At 74.4% G+C, this 12,730-nt stretch carries 10 protein-coding genes; 6 read left to right on the plus strand and 4 right to left on the minus strand.

The features are described 5' to 3' along the window. Positions 1–57: 57 nt before the first annotated feature. Together ACFY61_RS30825 and ACFY61_RS30830 are read left to right on the plus strand one after the other, a co-directional pair. The gene (locus tag ACFY61_RS30825; RefSeq protein WP_389477480.1) at positions 58–423 is read left to right on the plus strand and encodes an NTP pyrophosphohydrolase; all 366 of its coding nucleotides are present in this window, start codon (positions 58–60) and stop codon (positions 421–423) included. Positions 424–517: 94 nt separating this feature from the next. After that, positions 518–1,018, plus strand: coding sequence for a hypothetical protein (locus tag ACFY61_RS30830; protein ID WP_389477481.1), 501 nt, complete (start codon positions 518–520; stop codon positions 1,016–1,018). Between the two features lie 92 nt (positions 1,019–1,110). Here the strand turns inward: ACFY61_RS30830 and kstD are convergent, their stop codons facing one another. Beyond that, a complete protein-coding gene (gene kstD, locus ACFY61_RS30835) occupies positions 1,111–2,862 on the minus strand; it encodes a 3-oxosteroid 1-dehydrogenase (RefSeq protein WP_389477483.1) in 1,752 nt (583 codons plus the stop codon). A gap of 242 nt (positions 2,863–3,104) precedes the next feature. Further along, positions 3,105–4,229 carry an aminoglycoside phosphotransferase family protein gene (locus ACFY61_RS30840; RefSeq protein ID WP_389477485.1) on the minus strand — a complete coding sequence of 375 codons (1,125 nt, stop codon included), beginning with the start codon at positions 4,227–4,229 and terminating at the stop codon, positions 3,105–3,107. A gap of 232 nt (positions 4,230–4,461) precedes the next feature. On the opposite strand from ACFY61_RS30840, the gene ACFY61_RS30845 reads away from it, so the two are divergent. Further along, on the plus strand, positions 4,462–5,949 hold the full coding sequence (locus ACFY61_RS30845) for a hypothetical protein (protein ID WP_389477487.1): 1,488 nt from the start codon (positions 4,462–4,464) through the stop codon (positions 5,947–5,949). A gap of 219 nt (positions 5,950–6,168) precedes the next feature. Here the strand turns inward: ACFY61_RS30845 and ACFY61_RS30850 are convergent, their stop codons facing one another. Beyond that, positions 6,169–7,617 (minus strand): PP2C family protein-serine/threonine phosphatase, encoded by a 1,449-nt coding sequence (locus tag ACFY61_RS30850; protein ID WP_389477489.1) that lies wholly within the window; start codon positions 7,615–7,617, stop codon positions 6,169–6,171. A 202-nt stretch (positions 7,618–7,819) separates the two neighbouring features. Then, a complete protein-coding gene (locus ACFY61_RS30855; protein ID WP_389477491.1) occupies positions 7,820–8,071 on the minus strand; it encodes an SCO4226 family nickel-binding protein in 252 nt (83 codons plus the stop codon). 261 nt (positions 8,072–8,332) lie between these two features. On the opposite strand from ACFY61_RS30855, the gene ACFY61_RS30860 reads away from it, so the two are divergent. The 3 genes from ACFY61_RS30860 (at position 8,333) to ACFY61_RS30870 (ending at position 12,715) form a co-directional block, all read left to right on the plus strand. Further along, positions 8,333–10,540: a molybdopterin cofactor-binding domain-containing protein gene (locus tag ACFY61_RS30860; RefSeq protein WP_389477493.1), complete on the plus strand. Its 2,208-nt coding sequence runs from the start codon at positions 8,333–8,335 to the stop codon at positions 10,538–10,540. A gap of 14 nt (positions 10,541–10,554) precedes the next feature. Then, the gene (locus tag ACFY61_RS30865) at positions 10,555–11,010 is read left to right on the plus strand and encodes a (2Fe-2S)-binding protein (RefSeq protein WP_389477496.1); all 456 of its coding nucleotides are present in this window, start codon (positions 10,555–10,557) and stop codon (positions 11,008–11,010) included. A 229-nt stretch (positions 11,011–11,239) separates the two neighbouring features. Then, positions 11,240–12,715 (plus strand): helix-turn-helix domain-containing protein, encoded by a 1,476-nt coding sequence (locus ACFY61_RS30870; RefSeq protein ID WP_389477498.1) that lies wholly within the window; start codon positions 11,240–11,242, stop codon positions 12,713–12,715. Positions 12,716–12,730 lie beyond the last annotated feature (15 nt).

The raw sequence follows: 12,730 nt of genomic DNA on the forward strand, positions 1-12,730 counted from the left end.
CCGATCACCGGCGGAGGACACCCCGGGCCCGCCGCCGGGGATGGCACAGTGGGCACCATGCAGCACGTGATGATCGTCGACGGGGCCAACGTGGTCGGCTCCGTCCCCGACGGCTGGTGGCGGGACCGGCGCGGCGCCGCCGAACGCCTCCGGGACCGCCTCGCCACCCGCCCCCGCACCGGCACGGACACCGGCACCGAGCACGAGATCATCCTGGTGGTCGAGGGCGAGGCCCGCGGAGTGACCTCCGTCCCCGGCGTACGCGTGGACAGCGCACCCGGCAGCGGCGACGACCGCATCGTCGAACTGGCGGCCGAGCACGCCGACCGCGGATGCCTCGTCATCACCGCCGACCGCGAGCTCCGCGCCCGCGTCGAAGCCCTCGGCGCCACCTGCTCCGGACCAGGAACGCTGCGCCCCTGACCACCGGCCCCACCCCGCCCGGCCCGGGCCGGCCGTTCGGCCGGAAGGCGGCCCCGCCCGCCGGAAAACCCACCCGGCCACGTACCATGGCGGCATGTCCTTCCTCCGCCGCCACCGTGCCGCCACCCCCGCGGGCCCGGACTTCGACGTCCTCGCCATGGACCCGGGCGACTGGCCGGGCAACCTCGGCGCCGGGCTGCTGCCCGCCGCCGACGGCAGCTGCCAGGGCGTCTTCCTCCGCTACGACCTGTTCGGCGGACGCGGCCCCGCGATGATCATCGGCAACCTGCCCGAGGGCTCCCCGGCCCGGGAGCTCGCCGACAAGCAGGTCCCCTTCGAGGTGGCCCAGCTCCTCGACGCCCTGGAGAACGACGAGGACGTCGAGGTCACCGGCGTCGAGGACTGCCCCGTCATGCAGGGCGACAACCTCCTCATCGTCCGCAAGATCAAGCTCTCCGAGGGCCGGATCTCCTGCGTGCAGTTCGACCGCAGCGACAACGTGCTCGTCACCATCGCCAGCTGGGACCGGCCGATCAGCGACGACCTCTACGCCCTGCTCAAGCCGCTGCCCGCGGAGCTCTTCCAGCAGGGCTGAGCCCTCCCGCGCCGCGCCCGCGGACCGCAGGCGGGCCACGGCCACCGCCGCGGCGGCTCCCGCCCGGCCCGCCCCGGCCCGGTCCGGGGCGGCTACGACGCGTCGGCGATGTCGTTCGCCGCGACGTAGCCGAAGGTCATCGCGGGCCCGATGGTCGAGCCCGCCCCCGCGTAGCTGCGCCCCATCACCGCCGCGCTCGCGTTCCCGGCCGCGTACAGTCCGCGGATCACCGAGCCGTCCGGCCGCAGCGCGCGCGCCCGGGCGTCCGTGACGATGCCGCCCTTGGTGCCGAGGTCACCCGGGACGATCCGGAACGCGTAGAACGGCGGCACCCACAGCGGGGCCAGGCAGGAGTTCGGCCGCACCGCCGGATCCGTGTAGTAGTGGTCGTACGCCGTGTCGCCGCGGCCGTGATCCGCGTCCGTGCCGCTCCACGCCTGCGCGTTGAACCGGTTCAGCGTCGCCCGGAACGCCGCGGCCGGCACCCCCATCTGCGCGGCCAGCGCGTCCCAGGTCCACGCCTTCCTCACCACCCCCGACTCGTACCACGCGTCCGGGAAGGCGAACGTCGGCAGCACGTCCTTGAACAGGTACCTGTTGCGGTAGTTCTGGTCCACCACGAGCCAGGCCGGGATGTGCGACCCCGGCGCGCCGCGGTCCTTCTCGTACATCACGTGCACAACGTCGCTGTACGGCGCCGCCTCGTTGACGAACCGCGCGCCCGCCGCGTTCACCATCAGCCCGCCCGGCAGTGTCCGTTCGGCCAGGCAGAAGTACGGCTCGCCGGGCAGCGGGATCGACGGCCCCCACCACGCGTCGTCCATCAGCGCCAGCGCCGCGCCGGCCCGCTGCCCCGCGCGGATCCCGTCACCGGTGTTCTCCCTGGCACCCACCGACCAATGGGTGCCGATGGGCTGCTGCTGGTGTTCCGCCCGCATCGCCGCGTCGTGCTCGAAGCCGCCCGACCCCACGATCACACCCCTGCGGGCCCGCACCACGCCCCGCACGCCCGCCTTCTCGACCACCACCCCGGTGACGGCCCCGCCCTCCCGGACCAGGTCCACCAGCGGACTGTCCAGCCACACCGGCACCCCGGCCCGCATCAGCCCCACGCGCAGCCCGGCCGCCAGCGCCTGCCCCATGGTCAGCGGCTTCTCCCCGCGCAGGGCCGCCGCGGCACCCCGTGCCAGGCACTCCGCGGAGACCGCCGCGCCCCTGGCGTTCACCGCGGCCAGCGTCAGCCACTTGTAGTCCTGGCTGAACACCACCATCCCGGCCGGGACGGGCATGTACGCCGGGTTCAGCCGGGCCAGCTCGGGCCCCAGCAGGTTGCCGTCCAGCTGGTCGGGCTCGATGGACCGGCCGCCCGCCAGCCCGCCCGGCAGCTGCGGGTAGTAGTCGCTGTAGCCCGGCATGAACCGGAACCGGAGCGGGCTGTGGGCCATCACGAAGTCCAGCATCTCCGGCCCGCGCGCCAGGAACGCGGACCGCCGGTCCGCCGGCACCTCGTCCCCGACCACGGCCGCCAGGTACGCCGCCGCCTTCTCGGGGGTGTCCGGTACCCCGGCCGCGCGGATCACCGAGTTGTTCGGCAGCCAGATCCCGGCCCCGGAGCGGGCCGCGGACCCGCCGAAGGTGGAGGCCTTCTCGACCACCAGGACGCCGAGGCCCCGCTTGGCGGCGGTCAGCGCGGCCGTCATGCCGGCCGCCCCCGAGCCCACCACGACGACGTCGTACTCGCCGAGCGGCGGTTCCGCGGCCGCCGCCGACGCGGCCGGAAGCACCGTCGAGGCGATCGCACCGGCACCGGCCAGGACCGTACGACGGGAAGGGAAGGAAGACATGGGCGGGCTCCAGGGGGCAGCGGGAACGGGGCGGGGCGGAACACTTCTGATGCTGAATCAGAAAAGGTGTTCGGGGGATCATGTGAAGTCAAGTCACGCACCGGACGGACCGTCACCGGCCCGCACCCCACCGCCGGCTGCCGCCCCCTTCCCCGACCCCGGACACCGCTGAACCCCCGGGCGGAGGAGTTTCCCGGGGGCTCAGCGACCATGGGGGTGGGGATCTGCGGGGCGGTCCTCGTTCAGCGGGTGCCGACGGCAGCCCGCACCGCTCTGCGGGCCATCCCGCAGTCGTCGTGCAGGCGGCGGAGCAGCAGCCGCTGTTCCTCACCCGCGGAGAGGTGACCGGTGGGGAGCGGCTGCACCGGGGCGGACGCCTGCATGGAGCGCTGCACAGCCATCTCGGACATCCGGATCTCCCTGGTCAGCACCAGCATCAGGTTCACCAGGAAGGCGTCCCTGGCGGCCGTCCCCTGCGACTGGGCCATCCGGCTGATGCTCGCGCGGGCGGCCGGCGCGTCGCCCAACACGGTCCACAGCGTGGCCAGGTCGTACCCCGGCAGGTACCACCCGGCGTGCTCCCAGTCCAGCAGGACCGGGCCGGCCGGCGACAGCAGCAGGTTCGACAGCAACGCGTCACCGTGGTTGAACTGCCACTGCGGCCCCGCGACCGCCAGCCCGTGCAGCAGCTTCTGCAGGTCGCCCAGGTCCCGGTCGGTCAGCAGCCCCAGCTCGTGGTACCGGGTGATCCGCGAGGCGTAGTCCAGCGGCCGGCCGAACAGCTCCGCCGGCGGACGCCACTGGTTCACCCGGACCACCGCGCCCAGCGCCGCCCGTACGTCGGGCCGCGGCGGGGCCTCCACGGGATGCCGTTGCAGGGCCGCCACCCGGCCGGCCATCCGTTCCACCACCAGCGTGCAGTCCTCCGGGTCGGCCGCGATCAGCCTCGGCACCCGCACCGGCGGGCGGTGCCGGACGAACGCCCGGTACGCAGCTATTTCGTGCCGGTACCGCTCGCGCCACTCCGGCGAGTGGTCCAGTAAAACCTTGGCGACGGCGGTCGTCCGGCCTGTGGTTCCCACCAGCAGCACCGACCTCCCGCTCCGGCGCAGCACCTGCACCGGAGCGAACTCCGGGCAGATCCGCTGGACGGAGGCGAGGGCGGTGCGCAGCTGCGCTCCCTGCGGCCCGGAGAGGTCGATCCTGCCGCTGAGCGGCTGGGTTCCCGCCCCCGGCATGCGCCGCGCCCGCACGGTGCCCTGCGCCGGGGCGGCCGGCCGCCCGGGTTCGAGGTAGGGGCCGCCGCCCGCCTGGAAGGTGCGGTGCGGCCGGACGGGTGCGGACACGGAGGACGATGCTGCGTACATGACGGATACGGATCCCTTCGTGCGCCGACGAGTTGCGTACGCCGCCCCGCCCGATCCCGTGCATCACCCTGGGGAGTGCGGCCGGGGGACCGGGTCGGGGAGGCGCATTCCTACCTGACACCCCGGCATGGGTGGCGGACCATCGAGCGGACCCTGGCGAACCCTGGCGAATAGTCGCTCGGCACCTGACCCGGGGTTACTGTCAACTCAGCCGAGAACCTGGGGGCTTGACGTGAGCAGAGGACCAAACACCCGTCTGAACGACCTGTTCGGCCTGGCGGGCTGGTCGAAGGGCGAACTCGCGCGGATGGTCAACCGGCAGGCGGCGGCCATGGGCCACCACCAGCTGGCCACCGACACCTCGCGGGTGCGGCGCTGGATCGACATGGGGGAGACCCCGCGCGAACCGGTGCCCACCGTACTCGCCGCCCTGTTCACCGAGCGACTCGGTCGTGTCGTGACCATCGAGGACCTCGGGTTCGCAAGACAACGGCGCACCACCAAAAGGCAGCCGGACGGGGCGAAGGACAACCCCGACGGCCTGCCGTGGGCGCCGGAACGCACCGCCGCGGTCCTCACCGAATTCACGGGAATGGACCTCATGCTCAACCGACGCGGACTGATGGGCGCGGGCGTGGTGCTCACCGCCGGCTCCGCCATCAGCAACGCCATGTCCGACTGGCTGCACACCGACCCCTCCCGCGCCCAGGACTCCCCACGGTTCGCCGACCCCTTCCAGGCCGACCCCGCCGCGTACGACCGGTACGAGGCGGCTCCCATCGGCTCGGAGGAGATCGAGGCGCTGGAGCGCTCGGTGGAGGTCTTCCGGGCCTGGGACGCGTCCAGAGGCGGCGGACTCCAACGGAAGGCCGTGGTCGGCCAGCTCAACGAGGTGGGCGGCATGCTCGCCTACCGCCACCCGGACCACCTGCAACGGCGGTTGTGGGGCGTGGCGGCCAACCTGGCCGTGCTGGCCGGCTGGATGTCGCACGACGTGGGTCTGGAACCCACCGCGCAGAAGTACTTCGTCATCGCCGCGCACGCGGCCCGCGAGGGCGGCGACCGGCCGCGCGCGGGTGAGGCGCTGTCCCGCGCGGCCCGCCAGATGGTCCACCTGGGCAAGCCGAACGAGGCCCTGGACCTGATGAAGCTCGCCCAGTCCGGGTCGGGGGAGCAGACCCTGCCCCGCACCCGGGCGATGCTGCACACCATCGAGGCGTGGGCGCAGGCGGCGATGGGCAAGGGCCAGGCGATGCGGCGGACGCTCGGCGAGGCGGAGGACCTGTTCGTCTCCGACAAGGGCGACGTGCCGCCGCCGTCGTGGATGCAGCACTTCGACGAGGCCGACCTGCACGGCATGCAGGCGCTGGCCTTCCGCACCCTGGCCGAGCACGACCCGGCGGCCGCGCCGGTCGCCGCGCGGCACGCGAAGGAGGCGCTGCGGCTGCGTGCCGCGGGCCACAACCGGTCGCAGATCTTCGACTACATCTCGCTGGCCTCGGCCTGCTTCATCGCGGACGACCCGGAGCAGGCGGACCGGTACGCGCGGCTGGCGCTGGTCTCGATGAACGAGACCTCGTCCCACCGCACGTGGGACCGGCTGCGCGAGATGTACCGGCTCACGGGGCAGTACGCGGGCTACGGCCGCATCGAGGACCTCCGCGCGGAGATCAAACTCGCCCTCCCCGGCGTGGGTGCCCCCCGGGGCGCGGTGATCTGACCACCCAGCCGGCCCCGCGCGGGGAATCCAGCCCCGAGCTGCGCGGCTTCCGCCCGGCGCGCCGGTGCCGAGCGGGGAAATCCAGCCTCGCCGGCGTTCGAGGCGTGGGGGTCCCCCCGGACGGAGTCTGGGGGAGGGTTCCGGGGCGGAGCCCCATGGGTCCGGGCGGAGCTCCCGCCGGGCACGGGCAGCCCCGCCCGGGGGCGGTGAGGGGGAGGGCTACGCGCCGATGCGTGCCACCAGCACGCACGCGTCGTCCTCGCGCTCACCCTCCCCGAACTCCTCCACCACCATCCGCACGCACTCCTGCGCCGACCTCGCCCCCGACAGCCGCGGCGCCAGCGCCAGCAGCCGTTCCGTCCCGTCCGCGCGGCTGAACTCGATGCTGCGCGGGGTGAGCCCGTCCGTGTGCAGGATCAGCACGTCACCGACCTGCAGCGGTTCCTCCGCCTGCCCGTACACCGCCCCGGAGGTCGCCCCCAGCAGGACGCCCTCCGGTGGGGCCAGGGAGCGCCCGGTGCCCTGCCGGAAGAGCAGGGGCGCCGGGTGGCCGGCCTGCGCCCAGGACAGGACGCGCCGGGCCGGGTCGTAGCGGCAGCACACCGCCGAGCCGAGCGCCGGCTGCACCGAGGTCTCCAGCAGCTGGTTGAGCCAGCCCATCAGCGGACCGGGAGCGATCCCGGCCATCGCCATGCCGCGCAGCGCCCCGAGCAGCATCGCCATCCCCGAGGTCGCCGTGACCCCGTGTCCGGTGAGGTCGCCGACCGTCAGCATCGAGCAGCCGTCCGGGAGTTCCAGCGCGTCGTACCAGTCGCCGCCGATCAGCGCGCTGGACGCCGAGGGCAGGTAGTGCGCGGCCACGTCGAGCGCGCCGGTGTCGCCGTGCGGGAACCGCAGGGAGCCGCGCCACGGGGGGAGCACGGCTTCCTGCAGCTCGACCGCAAGCCGGTGTTCGGTCTGCGCGATCGCACGCTGGCGCTGGAGCGAGTCACGGGACTCCCGCACGGCGCGCTGGCTGCGGCGCAGTTCACTCACATCGCGGAGCACCGCCCACATCGAGGCCGTGCAGCCGTCGGAGTCGAGCACCGGCTCGCCCCTCATGTGCAGCGTCCGGACCCGTCCGTCGGCCCGTACGATGCGGAACTCGCCGTCTATGGGGCGCCCGTCCACCAGACAGGCCGTCACCATCGCGGTGAGCAGCGGCTGGTCCTCGGAGAACAGCGTCGACCCCAGCTCGTCGAGGGAGAGCGGGCCCGCCTCGGGGGACCGGCCGAAGATCTGGAACAGCTCCTCGGACCAGTTGACCTCGTCGGTGAGCAGGTTCCACTCGGCGCTGCCCACGCGGGTGAGGTCGGTCCCCGGCTCGTACGGGGCGGGGACCGGATGAGGAGGGGCACCGGCGTCGGCGCCGAGGTCGGCGTCGATGGCGGGCGGCGGGCCCTCCTTGAGCTGGCCCAGGTGCTCCCCGAGGTCGTCTAGGTGGTGCACGGCGAGGTCGCACAGGGCGCGCTGCCAGCGGCCCTGTGGATCGTCGTCGTCCACGACGGTGTCCCGGCGGACCGCGTCCACGTCGCCACGCAGCCGCCGTGTCTGCTTGATGAGTGCGTCCACCGTCCCGGGTTGCTCGGGCGGCTGCGCGGGACGGTCCGCGAACAGATGGGACGGCATGAGAACTCCGATGCAGGCGCGGCACGGCCGGGTCCGGAGGAAGGCCCGGCAACTGGGACCGGCTACGACTGTCGCACAGGCCACGAGGGCCTGTAAGGCGTTTGGCAACATCCGTTACGTCCTTGCATCAGGCATATGCCAAAGGCCTCGCGGGCCTCGCTGACGTGTGCGAACGTTTCCGGTCAGCCGCGCCTGCCGGGGTTCACTGAATGGTCAGCGGTACGGGGTGTATCTCGTCCGCCGGGTGTCCCGCCCGCCGGTGGATCCGCTGCACCGCGGCCGCCGACGGCGCCTCGGAGAGGCAGTACACCGTGCCCGATTCGGGGTCGGCCCAGGCCTGCTTGAAGTGCACGCCCTCGTCCGCCTCGATCGCCAGGTCGGCCCGGTGGGCCTCCCTGAGCTGCTCCTCGGTGACACCCTTCATGCCCGTGTGGACGTCCATGTACGTGGCCATCGCCGCAGACCTCCTCGGTCGGCTGTTCTTCCCTACTCCTCCATACTCTGCCCGCGGCCGGAAACCGGCCTTCCGGAAGGCCGGGACCGTACGCGCGCCCGAGTCACGGCACTCTTCCGGGTCCGATCGGCCGCCTCCGGGTGACCCCCCGAACGAAGGACCCCCTGCCCGGAACCCACCTTCCCCCGGTCCCCCCGGCCCGCTACTCTACGTGCCGGTAATCAAGCGGTCGTCGGTTCATCGGAAGACCACGGAGAGTGCATGACAGCGCAGAGCCGACGCCGGTTCCTCGGGTTCCTGGTCGCGGCGCCGACCCTGGCCGTCGCCACCCGGGCCGGAGCGGACGCCCTCCTCCCACAACAGGCCCACGCGGTGATCCCCAGCCTTCCCGCCCCGGCCGACCTGGTGGACCTGGGCGACCTGTTCGTCCTGGCCGGCGCACCCACCTCCGGGATGCTCGTGCTGACCGTGGAGACCGACGGCACGGCCACCTTCCGGCTGCCCCGCGAGGAGGTCGGCCAGGGCCTGACCACCGCCGTCGCCATGCTGGTCGCCGAGGAACTCGACCTCCCGCCCGCCGCCGTACGCGTCGAACTGGAGGACGCCCGCCCCGAGCTGCTCTTCAACCAGCTCACCGGCAGCTCCAACTCCGTCCGCTCGCTGTACGGGCCGGTCCGGCGGACCGCGGCCGCCGCCCGGGCCCGACTGGTCGCCGCCGCCGCGGCCCGCTGGAACCTCCCCGCCGCCGGCCTGACCACCGCGGACGGCGCCGTCCGCGCCCCCGACGGCCGGAGCGCCCCGTACGGGACCCTCGCCGTGGCGGCCGCCGACCCCGGCCTGGCCGTCCCGGCCGCCGCCCCCAAGCCGGAGTCCGAGCACGCCGTCGTCGGCCGGCCGGTGAACCGGCTCGACGCCCGCGACATGGTCACCGGCCGGCAGCAGTACACCCTCGACCTGGACGTCCCCGGCGCCAAGCCCTGCGTGGTGCGCCGCCCGCCCACCCTCGGCGGCACCGTCCGCTCCGTGGCCAACACCGCCGCCGTCAGGGCCATGCCCGGGGTGCTCGACGTCGTCACCATCCCCACCGGCGTCGCCGTCGTCGCCGAGACCTTCGGGCAGGCCCTCGACGCCCGCGCCGCCCTCCAGGTGTCCTGGGGGCCCGGCCCCGCCGACCACCTCTCCGACGCCGACGTCCGCGCCAGGCTGCGCGCCGCGACCCCGCCGCTGCTGGTCCCCGGCCTGCTCACCCCGCACGTCGACGCCGAGTTCGACTTCGCCTTCGTCAGCCACGCCCCGATGGAGACCAACTCGGCCGTCGCCGACGTCCGCGCCGACCGCGCCGAGATCTGGTCCGGCCTGAAGTCGCCCATCGTCGCCCGCCAGACCATCGCCGCCGAACTCGGCCTGCCCGTCGACCGGGTGACCGTGCACGTCGTCCAGGCCGGCGGCTCCTTCGGCCGCCGGCTCTTCTTCGACGCCGCGCTGGAGGCCGCGCAGGTCTCGCAGGCCTGCCGCCGCCCGGTCCGCCTGATGTGGACCCGCGTCGACGACACCCGGCACGGCCGGATGCGCCCCGCCACCCACCACCGCGTCCGCGCCACCTACGCCCTCGGCCAGGTGCTCAGCTTCGAACACCGGGTCGCGGCCGTCGAGACCGACTTCCGGCACGGCCTCGGCGAGATCGTCACGGCCACCGCCGCCAGCCTCCCGCTCGGCATCGGCAACGCCACCCTCGCCCAAACCCTCTTCCTCACCACCGTGAAGTCGCCGTACCACTTCGGCCTCACCACCCAGACCCTCACCGAGGTGCCCACCGGCATCCCCACCGGATCCTGGCGTTCGGTCTACTCCGCCAACACCCGCGGCGCCGAGGAGATCGTCGTCGACGAGATCGCCGCCCGCCTCGGCCAGGACCCCTACCGGTTCCGGCGCGCCTTCCTCAAGAACGACGCCCAGCGGGCCGTACTCGACCGGGCCGCCCGCGAGGGCGACTGGGGGAGGGAAATGGAGCCCGGCTGCGCGCAGGGCATCGCCTTCCACGAGGAGTACAAGTCGCGCACCGCCTGCCTGGTGGAGATCGACGCCCGGGACCGGCAGCGCGTCAAGGTGACCCGGGCCGTCGTCGTCGCCGACGTCGGACGCCCCGTCAACCCGCGCGGCGTCGAGGCGCAGATGATCGGCGGGCTCACCGACGCCATCTCCACCACCCTGCGGGCCGGCCTCCACCTCGACAAGGGGCTGCCGCTGGAGGGCAGTTACAGCCAGTTCCACTGGGCCCAGCAGCGGGACACCCCGCGCGAGGTGAAGGTGGTCGTCCTGCCCGCCACGGGTGAGCCGGGCGGCGCCGGCGAACTGGGCGTGCCGGCCGCCGTGGGCGCCGTCGCCAACGCCTGGGCCCGCGCCACCGGTTCGAAGCCGCGCAGTTTCCCGCTCGACTTCGACGTCGACTTCACCCCCTACCCGCGCTAGCCAGGAGCCGTCCAGTGCCCTCGCACACCTTCACCGTCAACGGGCAGAGCGTCACCGTGGACGCGCCCGACGACCTCCCGCTGCTCTGGGTGCTGCGCGACATGCTCGGCGTCCGCGGCCCCAAGTACGGCTGCGGGGTGGACGTCTGCAAGGCGTGCACCAGCCACCTCGACGGCGCGGACATCCGCCCCTGCGTGGTGCCGGTCTCCGCCTGCGCCGGCCGGGAGGTGACGACCATCGAGGGCCTCGCCGACGGGGACCGGCTGCACCCGGTGCAGGAGGCCTGGCTGGACCTCGACGTCGCCCAGTGCGGCTTCTGCCAGCCCGGCCAGATCATGGCGGCGGTGGCCCTGCTCAAGCGGACCACCGAGCCCACCGACGAGGACATCGACGCCATCGCCAACATCTGCCGCTGCGGCACCTACGTCCGGATCCGGGAGGCCATCCGCAGCGCCGCCGCCCGCATGTAGCGCGGGCGCGGCGGCCCGCGCGAGGAGGTGGGCCCCGGTGCTCCCCCGTGAGCACCGGGACCCGACCGCTCGCGGACCAACCTAGGCCGCACGGGCCCGCCTTGCCGGATTCTCCGTGCCCAGTGGCGTCCCGAGACCGGTATCACAGTGCACAGTGGCCCCCGGGTGGTTGAATGCGCCGACCACCCGCCCACGGGCGGAACCGCACCGAAGGGGGCCGGTCGCCGCCATGCAGCCCTGGAACCGCTCCGACGACATCCTCAAGGCGCACGGCCTCGCCCGCACGGGCGGATCCGCCGCCCTGCTGCGCTGGCTCTCCTCCCGGCTCGGCGGCTGGACCGGCGTCCTCGAACCCGGCGCCCCGCCCGCTGGACCCGACCCCGGGCTCACCGCCCGCGCCGCCGCCGAACTCGCCGCGCGCGGGGTGCGGTCGGCCGTACTCGACGGCCCGGACCGCACGGCCCTGCTGTTCGCGCTGGACGACGGCGCCGCGCTGGCCGCCGTACTGCCCCGGCCCTACGCGCCGTCCGCCGGCGGACTGCTGGCCGACACCGCCGTCCCGCTGGCCCTGGTACGGCGGGCCGAGGCGGCCGCGCGGCGCGAGGAACGGGCCGCCGTGGCCGAGGCCCGGGCGAGCGAGGCGGTCCTGCACCTGCTGATGAACGGGCGGCTCTCCGTCGCCCGGCAGATCGCCGAGGCCCTCACCCCCTCGCTGCCCGACCCGATGCTGATGTACGTGGTGGAGTGCCGGGCCGGCGCCCGTGAGGAAGCCGCCCGGCTGTGCGCGGCCCTGACCGGCGGCCGGGCCTGGGTGGTCCGCTGCCCGGTGTACGTCCGGCACCTGATCGCCCTGGTGCCGGCCGACGCGGCGGCCGGCCCCGGCGAGTCCGACCCGCTGGCCGAGGCGCTGGTGGCGGCGGCCGGGGACTGCGTGGTCGGGGTCAGCGAGGAGTTGCCGCTCCGGGAGTCGCCGGCCGCCTACACCCAGGCCTTCCACGCCCTGGCGGTGGCTCGCGACCGGCCCGCCCGGCACGCCCGCTTCGGCCCCGGCCCCGAACTGGCCCTGGCCGCCCACCCTGCCGGGACCGGCTGGGCCGAGGCCCTGCTCGCACCCCTGCACGGCTTCGAACCCCGGCGGCCGCAGGACCCCGGTGCCCAGGAACTCCGCGCCACCGTGCACGCCTGGCTCAACTTCACCTCGCACGCCACCCGGCTGCTGAAGATCCACCGGAACACGCTCGCCACCCGCCTGCGCCTGGTCGAGGAGCTCCTCGGGCTGGACCTCGACCGGCTCGCCGACCAGGCGGCGCTCTCCCTCGCCCTGCGGCTGACCCCCGGCGGGGCCACCGGAGCCCCGGCCGCCAGGGCCGACGGCACCCCCGCCAGGGCCGACGGCACCCCCGCCACGCTGGACGAGGTACTGCGCCACCCGGGCCCCGCCGCCTGGGCGCGCCGCCGCCTCGCCCCGCTCACCGGGCCCGACGCCCCGCCGGGCGCCCGCCACACGCTCCGCACCTGGCTCGCGCACGACGCCAGGCTCGTGCCGGCCGCGGCCGCGCTCGGCCTCTCCGTACCGGGCGCCCGCAAACGGCTCACCCGGATCGAGGTGCTGCTCGAACGCTCCCTGCTGCAGTCCCCGAGCGCCCGCCACGACCTGTGGCTCGCCCACCGGGCCGAGCAGCTGGCCGTGTGTCACACCCGGTGAACGCCGCATACCGGT

This window comes from Streptomyces sp. NPDC012888 (assembly GCF_042900645.1).
GTDB lineage: Bacteria > Actinomycetota > Actinomycetes > Streptomycetales > Streptomycetaceae > Streptomyces.